General features: G+C 73.6%; 12 protein-coding genes. 4 read left to right on the top strand and 8 right to left on the bottom strand.

The genetic code is table 11. The annotated features are described in order from the left end of the window. The first annotated feature begins 528 nt into the window (after positions 1 to 528). A complete protein-coding gene (locus UK12_RS44390; RefSeq protein WP_045303191.1) occupies positions 529 to 912 on the top strand; it encodes a cold-shock protein in 384 nt (127 codons plus the stop codon). Between the two features lie 22 nt (positions 913 to 934). On the opposite strand, the gene UK12_RS13700 is transcribed toward UK12_RS44390, so the two are convergent. The 4 genes from UK12_RS13700 to UK12_RS13685 all read right to left on the bottom strand — a co-directional run bounded on the left by UK12_RS13700 (position 935) and on the right by UK12_RS13685 (position 4,967). Continuing rightward, positions 935 to 1,777 carry a 1,4-dihydroxy-6-naphthoate synthase gene (locus UK12_RS13700; protein ID WP_045303190.1) on the bottom strand — a complete coding sequence of 281 codons (843 nt, stop codon included), beginning with the start codon at positions 1,775 to 1,777 and terminating at the stop codon, positions 935 to 937. Next, positions 1,770 to 2,519, bottom strand: a complete 750-nt coding sequence (locus UK12_RS13695; RefSeq protein ID WP_045303189.1) for a futalosine hydrolase — start codon at positions 2,517 to 2,519, stop codon at positions 1,770 to 1,772. The genes UK12_RS13700 and UK12_RS13695 overlap by 8 nt, the downstream gene beginning before the upstream one ends. Then, the gene (locus UK12_RS36575) at positions 2,516 to 3,052 is read right to left on the bottom strand and encodes a hypothetical protein (protein WP_052681858.1); all 537 of its coding nucleotides are present in this window, start codon (positions 3,050 to 3,052) and stop codon (positions 2,516 to 2,518) included. Before UK12_RS36575 ends, UK12_RS13695 begins: the two co-directional genes overlap by 4 nt. Positions 3,053 to 3,233: 181 nt before the next feature. Beyond that, positions 3,234 to 4,967, bottom strand: coding sequence for an MFS transporter (locus tag UK12_RS13685; protein WP_197084832.1), 1,734 nt, complete (start codon positions 4,965 to 4,967; stop codon positions 3,234 to 3,236). A gap of 410 nt (positions 4,968 to 5,377) precedes the next feature. Between UK12_RS13685 and UK12_RS13680 the strand changes: the two genes are divergently transcribed. Together UK12_RS13680 and UK12_RS13675 are read left to right on the top strand one after the other, a co-directional pair. Further along, positions 5,378 to 6,271, top strand: a complete 894-nt coding sequence (locus UK12_RS13680; protein ID WP_231591190.1) for a DUF3027 domain-containing protein — start codon at positions 5,378 to 5,380, stop codon at positions 6,269 to 6,271. Positions 6,272 to 6,584: 313 nt separating this feature from the next. Continuing rightward, positions 6,585 to 9,887 carry a sacsin N-terminal ATP-binding-like domain-containing protein gene (locus UK12_RS13675; protein ID WP_082119585.1) on the top strand — a complete coding sequence of 1,101 codons (3,303 nt, stop codon included), beginning with the start codon at positions 6,585 to 6,587 and terminating at the stop codon, positions 9,885 to 9,887. Here UK12_RS13675 and UK12_RS13670 read toward each other — a convergent pair. From UK12_RS13670 to UK12_RS13660, 3 genes are all read right to left on the bottom strand, one after another. Then, positions 9,851 to 10,090, bottom strand: coding sequence for a hypothetical protein (locus UK12_RS13670; protein WP_045303187.1), 240 nt, complete (start codon positions 10,088 to 10,090; stop codon positions 9,851 to 9,853). The genes UK12_RS13675 and UK12_RS13670 overlap by 37 nt on opposite strands. Positions 10,091 to 10,216: 126 nt before the next feature. After that, positions 10,217 to 12,742 carry an HAD-IC family P-type ATPase gene (locus tag UK12_RS13665; RefSeq protein ID WP_082119584.1) on the bottom strand — a complete coding sequence of 842 codons (2,526 nt, stop codon included), beginning with the start codon at positions 12,740 to 12,742 and terminating at the stop codon, positions 10,217 to 10,219. A gap of 52 nt (positions 12,743 to 12,794) precedes the next feature. Continuing rightward, positions 12,795 to 13,076, bottom strand: a complete 282-nt coding sequence (locus tag UK12_RS13660; RefSeq protein WP_045303185.1) for a DUF2530 domain-containing protein — start codon at positions 13,074 to 13,076, stop codon at positions 12,795 to 12,797. Positions 13,077 to 13,378: 302 nt separating this feature from the next. On the opposite strand from UK12_RS13660, the gene UK12_RS13655 reads away from it, so the two are divergent. After that, entirely contained in the window at positions 13,379 to 14,842 is a 1,464-nt protein-coding gene (locus UK12_RS13655) for an NCS2 family permease (protein WP_045303184.1), read from the top strand. Between the two features lie 81 nt (positions 14,843 to 14,923). Here the strand turns inward: UK12_RS13655 and UK12_RS13650 are convergent, their stop codons facing one another. After that, positions 14,924 to 15,400 carry an NUDIX domain-containing protein gene (locus tag UK12_RS13650; RefSeq protein WP_331386648.1) on the bottom strand — a complete coding sequence of 159 codons (477 nt, stop codon included), beginning with the start codon at positions 15,398 to 15,400 and terminating at the stop codon, positions 14,924 to 14,926. Between the last annotated feature and the right edge of the window lie 577 nt (positions 15,401 to 15,977).

The following is a 15,977-nucleotide window of genomic DNA, read 5'->3' as shown; positions in this document are numbered from 1 at the left end:
CCACGTCGGCACCGCCCAGACTCGGCCCTCGACCTCCCCCAGCCTCCGGCCGGGGGCACCCCCCATCTTCACCCACCCCCCATGTGCCTGTCGGCCTGAGCTCAGAATCCGGACTCCTCGGCGGACTTCCGGCGGCCGGACACCTCCGTCACTGCGTGCAGTTCCTCGGGAACTGGGAGTTTCGGCCTCCCGTTGACCAGGGTATGCAGCCAACGCACGGGGCCGTCCGGACGCCCCGCTTTCCCAACGGGGGTGTGAGCCATGGACAGCGCGATGCCGCGCCCTGGCCGCGCCAGGCCCGGGGCGGCGGCCGATGCCTCACCAGCGCACGCACCATCGGCGCACGGATCCCGGGCGCGGGGCCCCAGGCAACTCCCTGGCCCGCGGTGAGCGGTTGAGCCGCTGACGGATCATTAGTCTGCAGAACGAGTCCGGCCCGCTTGTCCGTGCGGTCGGCTCGCCATCCACCCGGTGATCGCCGGCCTCGGCGCCGAGATCGCCCCGCACCCACACCGAGGACTTTTCGAGATGCCCACCGGCCAGGTCAAGTGGTTCAACGAGACGAAGGGGTTCGGCTTCCTGTCGCGCGACGACGGCGGGGACGTCTTCGTCCACACCAAGGCGCTGCCCGCCGGGGTCACCTCGCTCCGGCCCGGGCAGCGGGTGGAGTTCGGCGTGGTCGCCGGCCACCGGGGCGACCAGGCGATGGCCGTCACCCTGCTGGAGGCGCTGCCCTCGGTGGCCGTCGCCCAGCGCCGCAGCGCCGACGACATGGCACCGATCGTGCAGGATCTGATCACCACGCTGGACGCGGTGCTGCCCGGCCTCCAGCGCGGCCGCTACCCCGCGAAGCCCGCCGGACAGAAGCTCGCGGTGCTGCTGCGGGCGGTGGCCGACCAGTTCGACGTCTGAGCGGGCCACCGCCAAGGCAGGCTCAGAAGGCCAGTGCGCCCGGGTCGATCGCCGGTACCAGTCCCTCGGCGGCGGCCCGGGTCAGCAGGCCGTGCACGGCCGCGTATCCGGCCTCGCCGAGGTCGCCGGTGAACTCGTTGACGTAGAGCGCGATGTGCCGGTCCGCCACGTCCGGGTCCATCTCCTGGGCGTGCGCCAGCACATAGGGCCGGGACGCCGCCGGGTTCTCCCAGGCCAGCGCGACCGAGGTGCGGATCGCCGCACTGAGTTCGCGCAGCCGCTCGGCGCCCAGTGAGCGCCGGGCGATGATCGCGCCCAGCGGGATCGGCAGGCCGGTCTCCTGCTCCCAGGCCTCGCCCATGTCGGCCAGGTTGTGCAGGCCGTACTGCTGGTAGGTGAACCGGGCTTCGTGGATCACCAGACCGGCGTCCACCCGCCCGTCCCGGACGGCGGGCATGATCTCGTGGAACGGCAGCACCACGATCTCCCCGAACCCGCCGGGCACCGCCTTGGCGGCCCAGAGCCGGAACAGCAGGTACGCGGTGGAGCGCTCGCTCGGCACCGCGACCCGGCGGCCCGTCAGGTCCGTACCGGGCTCGCGGGTGAGCACCAGCGGCCCGCAGCCCCGGCCCAGCGCCCCGCCGCAGGGCAGCAGCGCGTACTCGTCCAGCACCCAGGGCAGCTGTCCGTAGCTGATCTTCAGTACGTCCAGTTCCCCGCGCTCGGCGAGGCCGTTGGTGATGTCGATGTCCGCGAAGGTCACCTCGGGGGCGGCCGCGCCGGGGACCAGGCCGTGCGCCCAGGCGTGGAAGACGAAGGTGTCGTTCGGGCAGGGGGAGTAGGCGATCCGCAGCGGCTCAGCCATGTCCGACCTCCTGGAGCAGTTCCGGGTACGGCAGGTGGGCGAAGGCCCGCTCCAGCGCGCCGAGGGCCTCGCCGATGCGCCAGGCGGAGCGGTCGCGCGGGCCGACGGCGTTGGAGACGGTCCGCAGTTCGAACACCGGCACCCCGTGCCGGGCGGCGGCCTCGGCGACCCCGAAGCCCTCCATCGCCTCGGCCAGCGCCCGCGGATGGCGGGCGGTGAGCTCGGCGGCCCGTTCGGCGCTGCCGGTGACCGTGGAGACGGTCAGCACGGTGCCGCGGGCGGCGCCGAGCACCTCGGCGGCCAGGCCGACGGCTGCGGGCACCGGTGTGTGGTGGACGCTGCCGAAGCCCAGCTCGGCGACGTCCAGGAAGCCCTCGGGAGTCTGCGCGCCCAGGTCGGCGGCCACGATCCGGTCGGCGACCACGACGGACCCGATCGGCGCGTGCGGGGCGAAGCCGCCCGCGATCCCGGCCGAGACCACCAGCTCGTACCGGTGCAGCCAGGGCAGACTCGCGGTGGCCGCCGCCACGGCCGCCGGGCCGACACCGCCGGCCAGCACGTCCACCGGCACCCCGCAGGCGTGCTCGGCGCGGTGCAGCTCACCACCGGGGACCGGCAGTGTCACGGCACCGTCCCCCAGTCCGCGCAGTACGGCCTCGGCCTCGGCGGGAACGGCGACGACGACCAGCAGCCGGGCGGCCTGCGCTCCCGGCTGCTGGTCGTCGGACGGACGCCGCGTCACTGCGCGGTCGGAACGAAGTCCTTGTTCTTGAGGTCGAAGAACCAGGCGGCGATGATGTCGCCGGTCTTCGCGTCGTTCTCGACCACGGTGACCCGGGTGTTCTCGGAGCTGGTGGAGAGCAGCGCGGAGGCGGTCTGCAGACCGGAGAAGGTCGAGCCGGTGCGCAGCGAGGCGATCTGGGCCTGGCCCTGGCCGCCGTCGGTCGCGGCCCACCAGCCCTTGTCGGCCACGCCCGGGTCGACGCCGACGCCGATCCGGTCACTGCTGGTCACGTCGGAGGACGGCAGGTCGCCCGCGTCGCCGGCCTTCTTGGCGTCGGCCTGGCACTTGGCGATGGCGTCCTTGTTCAGCGGCTTGCCGTCGTTGTAGCAGGTCGGCCCGGCGTGGATGGAGGACCGGCCGACCACCAGGGTGGCCAGCGGGTGCTCGGGCTTGCCCTGGTTGCTGGCGTACGCGACGGAACCGACGACCGTGCCGGCGCCGATCACGACAACGGCGCCGACGGCGGCGATGACACGGGTGCTGAGGCTCATGGGCATGAATCTACCGGGCAGCGCCGATCAAGGTGCGCGCGGGTGGCCAAGTCTCCCCCGCCCGTGTCATGTGCCGCTGGTCGGGCGGCCGAACCGGGGAACGGAGCTCTCCGGAGGCCGACGGGGGCGGTCGGGACACGGCGGAGGCTTCCGTGACGCGCGGGCCCGGGCCACCGGCCGCCTAGGCGACCCTGGGGCGGGCCGCGGGGCCGCGCAGGCCGACCTTGAGGAGCGCCCGTACGGTCCACAGGAGCATCAGGCCGACCAGCCCGGCGGCCACCGAGAGGCCGAGTACGCCGTCCAGCGGCAGCAGGATGCCGACCGCGCCGCCCGCCACCCAGGCGAGCTGGAGCAGCGTCTCGGAGCGGGCGAAGGCCGAGGTCCGCACCGCCTCGGGGACGTCCCGCTGGATCAGCGCGTCCAGGGCCAGTTTGCCGAGCGAGGCGGCCACCCCGGCCGCGCCCGCCACCACGGCGACCGTCGGCAGGCCGTACCAGAGCGCCGCCGCCCCGGCGGCCAGGGCGGCCAGCAGCAGCATCACCGTCACGGTGGCCTCCGAGCCCCTGGTCCGCAGCCAGGAACCGAGGACCGAGCCGAACGCGTTGCCGGTCCCGGCCGCGAGGGCGACGATGCCGAGGCTCACCGTCGGGGCGAGGCCGCCCACCGGGTCCTCGCGCAGCAGGAAGGCCAGGAACATCACCAGGAAGCCGACCAGCGCGCGCAGCGTCGCCATCGCGCGCAGGGCGAGGATCACCGACGGGCCGACGGTCCGCAGGGTCGCCTTCTCCGGCAGCACCGTGATCCCGTCGGGCAGCGCCGGGCACTCCTCGTCGGCGTGCAGGACGGCGCGCTGCTCGCCCTTGGCGGAGTCCACCTCGTGCGGCAGGTGGAAGGCCATCAGGGTGCCGATGACGAAGACCAGGAAGGCCCCGCGCAGCGGCCAGCCGGGCCCGATCAGGTGCAGCAGTCCGCCGAGGCCCGCCGCCAGGCCGGTGGCCAGCAGTCCGGCCAGGGTCACCCGCGAGTTCGCCTTCACCAGCGACAGCCGGCGCGGCAGCAGCCGGGGCACCACCACGCTGCGCACCACCCCGTACGCCTTGGAGGCCACCAGGACGCCGAGGGCCTCCGGGTAGAGCGCGAGGCCGCCGTCGGCGACCGTGCCGGCCATGGTCCACGCCAGGACGGCGCGGACCAGCATCGACATCGCCATCGCGGTGCGGCGGCCGTGCGGCATCCGGTCGAGGAGCGGGCCGATCACCGGGGCCAGCAGGGCGAACGGGGCCATGGTGATCAGCAGGTAGAGCGCCACCCGGCCGCGGGCCTCGCCGGTCGGGACCGAGAAGAAGATGGTCGAGGCCAGCGCGATGGTGATCAGCATGTCGCCGAAGGAGTTCAGCGCGTGCAGCTCGATCAGCTTCGCCAGTCCCGACTCGCCCGCCCCCTCGGCGGCCGTCGCCCGGCGGATCCGGCGGCCGGTGCCGTGCACCAGCCGACCGGTGCGCAGCCCGGCGGCGGAGGCGCCACGGACCAGCAGGCTGCGGCGCCGGTCGAATCCCGCGAAGGGCTCGTCCTCGCCGGCGAACGGCTCGCCCGCGAACGGCTCGCCCGCGAACGGCTCGCCCGCGAACGGCTCGCCCGCGAACGGCTCGCCCGCGAACGGCTCGCCCGCGAACGGCACCGGCGCGGGCGGCTCGGGCGCGGGCGGCTCAGGTACGACCGGGGTAGCGGCGGGCGGCGAGGGCGGGAGATCTACTGCGGGCGGGGCGGATCCGTCCTCCGGCTGCGGCTCGGCGCCGTCCGCAGGGGGGACCTGGAGCTGCTGTCGCGGCACGCCGGCCGGCTCCGGGGCCCGGCCCGGGGTGCCGTTGGCCTGCTGGTCGTGCAGTGCGTGCTGCGACGGGGTCTCGTCCGCCACGTACGTCATCCTGCCCGACAAACCCCCACCGTACGAGGGAACCGGTGCCAATCGGCGCGGCTCTGTCAGGAGCTGGGCACCGGACTGTCGGAGGGGGCCGACCGGCGGGTAGCCTGCACATCGCGGGTGCGCAACCCGGTGGGCGGCGCGGTCGGTCCCCACGAGGGTGCCGAGTCGCGCAGAATGGGAGCACGGTACCCAGCGGGGCCGGAACTCGCGGCATGGTCCGGTGAAGGTTCTCGGAGCCTTCTTTCGGGAGCATCTCCCGGAGAGCTCTCCGAATCCGACCGCGACCGACGACCGCGACGGACGACCGCGCGGAGCGGGCGACGGAACGCTGGCAAGGGACCGACGGCCATGGACCGTCGGCCATGGACCGCAGGCAACAGAACTGGGAGAGAATCGACGCCGTGAGTGCTGCGATGCGAAGCCGTACCCCCGACCGGCTCTGTGCCGAGGCCGTCGAACTCGCCCGCCAGGCCGCTGACGACGCCGTCGGCGCCGAGATCGTGGGCGCACACCTCGGGGCCCAGGCGGACGCCGACCGGGTGGTGACCCACACCTTCGAGTGCCTGGACGCCGCCTACCGCGGCTGGCACTGGGCCGTCACCGTGGCCCGCGCGCCGCGCGCCAAGAACGTCACCCTGGACGAGGTCGTCCTGCTGCCCGGCCAGGACGCGGTGCTCGCCCCGCAGTGGGTGCCGTGGAGCGAGCGGCTGCGCCCCGGCGACCTCGGCCCCGGCGACCTGCTGCCGACCGGCGCCGACGACCTGCGCCTGGAGCCCGGCTGGACCGGCGAGGACGAGCCCGCCCCGAACTCCGCGGTCGCGCTGGCCGCCGAGGAGGACGTGGTGGTCGCCGACACCGGCGTCCAGCCCGCGCCCGCCCGGGCCGAGATCGGCGCGGTCGCGGAGGAGCTCGGCATGGGCCGCCCGCGCGTGCTGTCCCGGTTCGGCCTGCACCTGGCCGCGGACCGCTGGGAGACCGCGTACGGTCCGCAGACGCCGATGGCACAGGCCGCACCGGCGCACTGCAGCAGCTGCGGCTTCCTGGTGCCGATCGGCGGTTCGCTCGGGCAGGCGTTCGGCATCTGCGGCAACGAGTTCGGTCCGGCGGACGGCCAGGTGGTCTCGCTCGCCTACGGCTGCGGCGGGCACTCGGAGGCCGCCGTGCTGCCGGCTCCGCCGGTGCCGTCCGAGCTGATCCTGGACGAGCTGAAGGTCGAGCCGCTCCAGCTGCACCCCGACCGCTCCAGCGGCTCGGTCGAGCCGGACGCCCCGGCCGAGGAGCTCGGCCACTCCTGAGCCCGGCTTCCGAGGTGAGCCGACAGGGGCGCGGGGAACTGCACGGAGGGGAACCGCGCGAATTCGGAAGGCTGCTGCCGTGAACCGCGCCCGGTGGGCAGAGCTGCACCCCGCTCGCGTCCGGTGGGGCGGTGCACCGTGCTCCCCGAGGTCCGGTACGGGTCCGTGTCGTCCGTTTCGCGCAGTTCCTTGCGCCCCTGGGGGCGTTGCCCCGTTGCGCTGAGGGAGCCCTGGTCGGTGGGAGGGGGCTGGGCGGGGGAGAATGCCCACCGTACGCAGGGCAGGGTGCAGACGGCGGAAGGCGGCAAGGCCAGTGGAGCCTCGGATCATCGGCAGCGGTACGGACGAACAGGCCCCCGATGTCTTCGACACGGCCGGGCTGCGCCACCGGGTCCTGCAGGCGTGGACGGCCGCACCCGCACGGTTCCGGGAGGACGCCAACGCGGAGGAGGAGCTGGCCCTCGGCGGCTACCGCGACCGGCTGATCGTCGAGCTGGCGCAGAACGCCGCCGACGCCGCCGCACGGGCCGGTGCCGCCCCCGGACGGCTGCGGCTGACCCTGCGCGACGGCACCCTCGCCGCCGCCAACACCGGCGCGCCGCTGGACGCCACTGCGGTCGAGTCGCTCTCCACCCTGCGGGCCTCCGCCAAGCGCGCCGAGCGCCCCGAGGACTCCTCCACCGTCGGCCGGTTCGGCGTCGGCTTCTCCGCCGTGCTCGCCGTCACCGACGAGCCCGCCGTGCTGGGTGCCCACGGCGGCGTCCGCTGGTCGCTGGCCGAGGCGTACGCGCTCAGCGAGGCCAGGACCGAGCTGGCCGAGGAGCTGCGCCGCCGCGAGGGCCATGTCCCGCTGCTGCGGCTGCCGTTCCCCGCCGAGGGGGCCGCGCCCGCCGGGTACGACACGGTGGTGGTGCTGCCGCTGCGCGACACCGCCGCCGAGGACCTGACCCGCCGGCTGCTCGCCGAGATCGACGACGCCCTGCTGCTCACCCTCCCGGGTCTGGCCGAGGTGGTGGTCGAGACCCCGGACGGCACCCGTACGCTCACCCGGGCCGCCGCCCCGCAGCGGCCCGACGGCATCACCACCGTCACCCTCACCGACAACGGCGCCGAGACCGTCTGGCAGACCGTCACCCTCGCCGGGGCCACCGCCCCCGAGCTGCTGGCCGACCGGCCCACCGAGGAACGGGCCCGCCCGTACTGGACGGTGACCTGGGCGGTCCCGGTCGGCGCGGACGGGGCCCCGCAGCCGCTGCGCACCCTGCCGGTGGTGCACGCCCCCACCCCGAGCGACGAGCCCCTCGGCGTGCCCGCCCTGCTGATCGCCGGGTACCCGCTGGACCCGACCCGGCGGCATGTCGCGCCGGGACCGCTGACCGACTTCCTCACCGAGCGGGCCGCCGACGCGTACACCGACCTGCTGCGCGCCCGGGGCGCGGACCTCGGTTCGCTCTCGCTGGTGCCGGGGCCGCTCGGGCAGGGCGCGCTGGACAACGCGCTGCGCTCGGCGATCATCGGGCGTCTCCCCGGTACGCCGTTCCTGCCGCACCCGGCGCCGGTGGAGGAGGGCACGCCCGCGCTCCGTCCGCGCGACGCGACGCTGCTGGAGGGCGCGGACCACTCGGTGGTCGAGGCGCTCGCCCCGATCTTCCCCGGGCTGCTCCCGGCCGGGCTGGAGCGCCGCAGCGAGCTGCGGGTGCTGGGGGTGCGCCGGGTGCCGCTGGCCGAGGTGGTGGACCAACTCGGCGGCCTGGAGCGGGAACCCGCCTGGTGGCGCAACCTGTACGCGGCGCTCGCCGGGGCCGATCCGGAGGCGCTCGGCGCGCTGCCGGTCCCGCTCGCCGACGGCCGTACGATCACCGGGCCGCGCCGCGTCCTGCTGCCGTCCGACGCCGCCGACTGGGCCGGGTACGAGGGCTACCCCGACGCCCTCGCCGACGCCCTCGGCATGCTCGACCTGCGCCTCGCCCACCCCGAGGCCGCCCACCCGCTGCTGGCCCGGCTCGGCGCCGGAACCGCAACCCCCGCAGGGGTGTTGGACACCCCCGAGGTGCGGGCCGCCGTCGCCCGTTCGCTGGAACTCGGCGAGGACGACTTCGACGCCGCCGTCGATCTCGCGGACGCCGTCCTGGCCCTGGTCAAGGCTGCCGAGGCGACGCCCGGCGAGCACCCCTGGCTGGCCCGGCTCGCCCTCCCCGACGACGAGGGCGAACTCACCCGCGCCGGTGAGCTGATCCTCCCCGACAGCCCGCTCGCCGCCCTGGCCCGCGAGGACGACGCCGGGTACGTGGACGAGGACCTGCTGGAGCGCTGGGGAGCCGAAGTTCTCGCCGCAGCAGGCGCGTTGAGCACCTTCGTGCTGGTCCGTGCCGAGGACGTGGTGCTCGACCCGGACGACCTGGAGCGGCTCGACCCCACCGCCCCCGCCGACCGCGCCGCCGGCGGCCGTCCCACCGGCCTGCTGGACGAGGCCCCGGACGGTCTCGCCGAATGGTGCGAGGACGCCCTGGAGGCCCTGCACATCGACGACGGCGGGGAGTTGGGCGTACCGCCGGTCGCCGCCGAGCTGCTGGCCGTCCGCGACCTGGACCTGATCGACGACGACGCCTGGCCCGAGGCGCTCGCGCTGCTGGCCCGTCCGCCGTACCGCGACGCGGTGGTCAACCCGGTGCGCACCCTGCTGCCGGACGGCTCGTACACCGACCTGCCGCCGTACACCGCCTGGTGGCTGCGCGACCACCCGGTGCTCGGCGGCCGCGAGCCCGCCGGGCTGCGCGCGGCCGGGGCCGACCCGCTGCTGCGCGGCCTCTACGAGGAGGCCCGCACCGGCCTGGACGAGCCCTTCCTGCACGCGCTGGGCGTACGCACCACGCTGGCCGCGCTGCTCGCCGAGCCGCACGGGCCGGACGAGCTGCTGGACCGCCTCGTCGACCCGTCCTCGCGCGTCTCGCACCGCCAACTGCACGGCGTCTACAGTGCGTTGGCCGCGCTTCCGGCCGATCGGGTCGAGCCGCTGGACGAGGTACGGGCCGTTCCGCCGCTGGACGCGGACACCGGCCGCCGCCCCGACGGCACGGTGATCGTGGACGCCGCCGACGCGGTCGTCGCGGACGCCCCCGACCTGGTCGAGCTCCTGCACGACCACCCGGTGCTGCCCGTCGCCCCCGAGCGGGCCGCCGAGCTGGCCGAGCGCCTGCACGTCTCGCTGGCCAGCGAGGTCGCGGGCGGCCGGGTCCTCTCCGAGGGCACCCTGCACCGAACCCCGGCCGTGGTACGGGAGTTGCTGCCCGGCTGCCCCGCCGTGTACGAGGAGCACGAGGACCTGCTGGTGGTCGGCCCGGACGGCGAGGAGGCCGCGATCGGCTGGCGCTGGGACACCGCCGCCACCGCACCCGAGCTCCCGTACGACCCCGAGGACACCGAAGCGGCCGACGAGGACGACGAGTTCGAGGTGCCGCCGGTGCCCGGACTGCTGCACGCCGCCACCCCCGAGGGCCTGGCCGCCGGGCTGGCCTGGTCGGTCGGGCAGTGGCACCGCCGCTTCGAGATCCTGGCCGCCCTCGCCGAGCCCGACCGGGCCTACGAGCTGCTGGCCGCCCGGGACTTCGAGTCCTGAGCCGCGCGCTGGGCTCGGAGCCGGTGGTACGTCAGTACCGTGGTCCCGAGCCCGGCGGCGGCCGCCAGCACCAGCCACCACCTCGGCTCGCTGGTCTCCGACCCGCCGGCCACCAGCCACAGGCTGAGCAGCACCAGCAGCGTCACCACCAGCCCGCCGCAGAAGGCGATGAACGCCTCCAGGTCCCCGTCCCGCTCCGCCATCGCGCCCCCTTGTTCCCACAGGATCCTTCCAATCCGGGGCGAGGGGTAACCCTCGGGAGCGTGGGGAACTGCGCGAACGGGGGCTGGGTTGGGTCCGGTTGATGTTTAGTGGGATGCCGGCGGGGGTCAGGGCGCGTCGGTCCGGCGGACGATGAAGCGCCAGACGACTTCCAGCAGGATCCCCGCGATCACGGCGATGCCCACGCCGACGAACGGGTCCCGGGTGCCCACCAGGGAGAGCTCGAAGAAGCCGGACAGCCACGGCACCCACAGGACCAGCGCGAAGGCCGCCGCCATCGTGCCGATCAGCGTCAGCCGCCACCAGTTGTAGGGCCGGGCCACCATCGCCAGTACCCACATCGCCACCAGGAAGAGGGTCAGGGTGGCCACACTGGTGTCGGCCTTCAGACCGGTCGCGTGGTCGGCCCGCGCCAGCATGTACGCGGTGAAGGTGGCCGTACCGGCGATCACGCCGCCCGGCACCGCCAGCCGCAGCACCCGCCGGACGAATCCGGTCCTGGCCCGCTCGTTGTTGGGCGCCAGGGCCAGGAAGAAGGCGGGGATGCCGATGGTCAGCGAGCTGAGCACGGTGGAGTGCCGGGGCAGGAACGGGTACGGCACGTGGCAGATCACCACCAGCAGGGCCAGCAGCACCGAGTAGACGGTCTTCACCAGGAAGAGGTTGGCCACCCGCTCGATGTTGCCGATCACCCGGCGGCCCTCGGCGACCACCGAGGGCAGGGTGGCGAAGCTGTCGTCGAGCAGCACGATCTGGGCCACCGCCCGGGTCGCCTCGCTGCCCGACCCCATGGCCACACCGATGTCGGCGTCCTTGAGCGCCAGCACGTCGTTGACGCCGTCGCCGGTCATCGCCACCGTGCGCCCGCGCGCCTGGAGCGCGCCGACCAGGTCGCGCTTCTGCTGCGGGGTGACCCGGCCGAAGACCGTGGTCCGGTCGGCGACCTCGGCCAGCTCGGCGGACCCGCTCGGCAGCGTACGGGCGTCCACCGGGTGCTCGGCGCCCGGCAGACCCAGGTGGGAGGCGACCGCGCCGACCGAGACCGCGCTGTCGCCGGAGATCACCTTGGCCTCGACCCGCTGGCTCTCGAAGTACCGCAGGGTGGCGGACGCGTCCTCGCGCAGCCGCTGCTGGAGCACCACCAGGGCGAGCGGGTCCAGCTGCCCCGCCGGGTCGGGCGCGTCCAGCGGGAGCGGTGAGCGGCCGAGCAGCAGGACCCGCAGGCCCTTGGCACCCAGCTCGTCCACCTCGCCCAGGGCGGGGTGGTCCGCAGGCAGCAGGACGTCGGGCGCGCCGAGCAGCCAGCTGGCCTCGGTGCCCTGCGGCTCCAGGAACTGCACCCCGCTCCACTTGCGGGCCGAGGAGAACGGCACGGCCTCCAGCACCCGCCAGCCGTCCTCCCCGTCCGGGCCGCCGTAGGCGTCGATCACGGCCCGCATGGACGGATTCGGACGGGCGTCCGCGCGGCCCATCGCGCCGAGCGCCTGCCGCAGTGCGGCCGGTTCGGCCGGGGCGCGCCGGAGCCGGGATTCGTCGGGGGCGGCGGTGCCCGGGGCAGCGGTGCCCGGAGCGGAACTGCCCGGGTCGGCGGCGGCCGGCGCCGGGGCGAGCGGGCGCAGCTCGACCACGTCCATGCCGCCCTCGGTGAGGGTGCCGGTCTTGTCCAGGCAGACGGTGTCCACCCGGGCCAGGCCCTCGATCGCGGGCAGTTCCTGCACCAGGCACTTCCGGCGCCCCAGCCGGACCACGCCGATCGCGAAGGCCACCGAGGTCAGCAGCACCAGGCCCTCGGGCACCATCGGCACGATGCCGGCCACCATCCGGCGGACGGCCTCCCGCCAGTCGTGCCGCTCCACCGCCAGCTGGCTGACGATCAGGCCGATCGCCGCCGGGACCAGCAGATAGGTGATGAACCGCAGGATGCTGTTGATGCCGCTGCGCAGCTCGGAGCGGACCAGGGTGAACCGGGTCGCCTCCTCGGCCAGCTGCGCCGCGTACGCCTGGCGGCCGACCTTGGTCGCGGTGAAGGCGCCGGCCCCGGCCACCACGAAGCTGCCGGACATCACCGGGTCGCCCGGGTGCTTCAGTACGGCGTCGGGTTCGCCGGTGAGCAGGGACTCGTCGATCTCCAGACCGTCCGCCTCGGTGACCAGGCCGTCCACCACGACCTTGTCTCCGGTGCCGAGCAGCACGGTGTCGTCCAGCACGATCTCGGCCACCGCGATCTGCCGGGCGGCGCCGTCCCGGCGGACCTGCGGTCTGGCCTCGCCGATCAGCGCCAGGCTGTCCAGCGTCTTCTTGGCGCGCAGTTCCTGGATGATGCCGATCCCGGTGTTGGCGACGATCACCAGGCCGAACAGCCCGTCCTGGATCGGCCCGACGACCAGGATGATCGCGAACATGATGCCGATGATCGCGTTGAAGCGGGTGAACACATTGGCCCGGACGATCTCGCGGACCGAGCGGCTGGACCGGACCGGTACGTCGTTCACCTGGCCGCGCGCGACCCGGTCGGCGACCTCCGCCGCCGTCAACCCGCTCCGGTGGCGGGGGCCGAGACCGGAGGAGTGGGCGCCCGGGGCTGTCTGACCCTGGCCGGTCGGGTCCGCTGTCTCGTCCGCCGGATGCGTCATGGGACCGACTGTAGGCGGGCGATTTGTCCGATGCGCCCCCCTGTGGGGCGATTCAGTCCAACCGAGTGGCGGGGGGCTCGGTGTCCTGGGCGGCCGCCTCGCTGCGCCTGATGGCGTCCCGGCGGGCGCGGCAGTACCAGAGCCCGATCAGCCCGAGACAGCCGCCGGCCAGGCAGATCCAGGGCCAGTTGCCGTGCCCGTTCCGGTCCAGCGTGCTGTGGAACGGCAGCAGCACCAGGAAGGCGACGAACCACAGCACCGTGCCACTGCCGACGATCATGACGTCGTTCGCTTCGAGCGGCGGAGGAGAGGGGCGCAGCGGGGTCTTGGGCATGGCCCCAAGCGTACGGGGGAGGCGGTCGGGAGGAGGAGAGGCGGGTGGGCGGTCCGATCTTCGGCCAGCCGGTCACCGGTGATCGGCTGCCTGGCCACCGGTGACCGGCTGCCGACCGGCCGGTGATCGTAAGGGATGCCTTCTACGCGCGAAGATGGCGCGTGCACGACCGAGGAACACATACTTGAGGCTCCGGTTAGCTCCGGCGTGTTGCCTTGACCGCGCGGCGCTCCCGGCGGACCCGGCCACCGTCGCACCGGGTACCCCTCCTCCTCCGCCCCCACCCGATGAGGACCACCCGTATGTCTCCGCTGGCCCAGCCGACCTCCAAGTCGCCCGAGCCTCCCCAGGACGCCGCGCTCTCCCCCAAGGGCGCCGTGGACCGCTACTTCCGGATCTCCGAGCGGGGCTCCAGCCTGCCGCGCGAGATCCGCGGCGGTGTCGCCACCTTCTTCACCATGGCGTACATCCTGGTGCTGAACCCGATCATTCTCGCCAGTGCCACGGACCTCAACGGCACCCATCTGAGCAGTGGCCAGCTGGTCACGGCGACCGCCCTCACCGCCGGTCTCACCACCCTGCTGATGGGTGTCATCGGCAACGTCCCGATCGGCCTGGCCGCCGGACTCGGCGTCAACACCATCGTCGCCCTCCAGCTCGCACCGAAGATGACCTGGCCCGACGCCATGGGCATGGTCGTGCTGGCCGGTTTCGCGATCATGCTGCTGGTGGCCACCGGCCTGCGCGAGCGGGTGATGAGTGCGGTACCGCTCGGCCTGCGGAAGGCCATCGCGATCGGTATCGGCCTGTTCATCGCCCTGGTCGGCCTGGTCGACTCCGGCTTCGTCAGCCGGATGCCGGACGCCGCCCACACCACCGTCCCGCTCCAGCTCGGCGGTAACGGTCACCTCAACGGCTGGCCGGTGCTGATCTTCATCCTGGGCCTGCTGCTCACCCTGGTGCTGCTGATCCGCAAGGTGCCCGGCGCCATCCTGATCTCCATCGCCACCATGACGCTGGTCGCGGTCGTCATCGACAGGATCGCGACGATCCCGGCCCTGCACTGGGGTCTCACCGTCCCGGCCTGGCCGGGGAACCCGGTCGCCGCGCCGGACTTCGGCCTGGTCGGCAAGGTCAGCCTGTTCGGCGGCTTCCACCAGGTCGGTGTGCTGACCGGGGTGCTCTTCGTCTTCACCGTGCTGATGTCCTGCTTCTTCGACGCGATGGGCACCATCCTCGGTGTCGCCGACGAGGCGCACCTGCTGGACGAGAAGGGCGACCTGCCCGGGATCAACAAGATCCTGATGGTCGACGGCGTCGCCACCGCCCTCGGCGGGGCCACCTCCTCCTCCGCCAACACCTGCTTCGTGGAGTCCACGGCGGGCGTCGGCGAGGGCGCCCGTACCGGCTTCGCCTCGATCGTCACGGGCGGGCTCTTCCTGGTCGCCCTGTTCCTCACCCCGCTGGCCACCATGGTCCCCGCCCAGGCGGCCACCCCGGCGCTCGTCACGGTCGGCTTCCTGATCCTGGCGAACTCCATCCGGGAGATCGACTGGAGCGACTTCACCATCGCCATCCCGGCCTTCCTGACCATGGTGATGATGCCGTTCACGTACTCGATCACCAACGGCATCGGCTTCGGCTTCATCACCTTCTGCATCCTGCGCCTGGCCGCCGGTCGCGGACGGTCGGTGCCGGTCGCGCTGTACGCGGTGGCGGCGGTGTTCGCCTTCTACTACCTGATGCCGGCCCTCGGTCTCTCCTGACCGAACCCGCGTCCGCAACGTTCGAGCCCTCCTCCGAGATCCGGGGGAGGGCTCGAACGTTCCCGGGCAGCTACGGCTGAGCTACCCCAGATAAGGGTGTTCCCGATGGTCGAGGAAGTGGTCCAGCCGGAGTCGTTGCGTGTGGTGGATGGGCAGGTCGTCGAGCTGGCCGACCGCGACGAATCGGAGGTCCGTTGACTCGTCCGAGATCGCCAGTGATCCGCCTGTCACTCGGGCCGTGAAGCAGATGTTGAACTGCTGGCGTACTTCACCGTCGGTGTAGGCGATCACGTGCCCTGGGTCGGTGTAGGTGCCGACGACCCCGGTGATCTCGACCTCCAGCCCGGTCTCCTCGCGGACCTCCCGGACGGCCGTCTGCGGCAGCGACTCGCCGAGATCCATGGTTCCGCCCGGAAGTGCGTAGTTCCCGCTGTCCCCCCGGCGTTGCAGCAGGATGCGTCCGCTGTCGTCCGTGACGACCGCGCTTGCCGCGACCACCAGGGAGTTCGGTTTCGGGGCCTGGGGATCGTCGTAGTACTCGGCGCGTGCCACGTTCATGCCTCCTCGACCGGCCGGGTCTCGGCCCCTACGGCGCGACGCCTGGCCCATGCGCTGAACTGCCTTCCTCCGGCGGGAATCGAGGAGAAGTGAGGGTGATCAGGCGGCCCCGGGTGGGCAGGTTGCGGTGTTACTACTGCGGCCCGGCTTTGGCCAAGGCTCTGGCGCGGTTCATCGTGGTCGGCCGTGAGGTGGTGGCGGTGCACCGGCATCACCCCCGGCGGCCGGGTGAGGTGTCGGCGTGAGTGCGGAGGATCGGCGGTCGGACTTCTTCGGGCCAGGCGCGGAGAAGCGGGTGGCTGAGTTCCTGAAGCGGGATGGGCGGTTGGAGCTGACGTTCACCATGTCGGGCGAGCCGCATGCGGTGCGCGTGCGCCCGGCTGAGAGGGCGGTGGGCTGAGTGCTGGTGGCCTGAGTGAAGCCAACTGAAGACTTGCCGGACCACCCCTTTTCCTTGGCGGGTGCGGGGTGGCCCGGTGGGCGTCAGCCCGGTGACGATGGTGCCGGGGCTGTCGGCATGTCCGTACACGGATTCCCGTTCTGGGCCTGTGACCAAGGGGAGTTGACGGTCAGTTGG

The organism is Saccharothrix sp. ST-888, assembly GCF_000955975.1.
Taxonomy (GTDB): domain Bacteria; phylum Actinomycetota; class Actinomycetes; order Streptomycetales; family Streptomycetaceae; genus Kitasatospora.
Note: the sequence above shows the minus strand (reverse complement) of the source record. Positions and strands in the feature narration are given on the sequence as shown.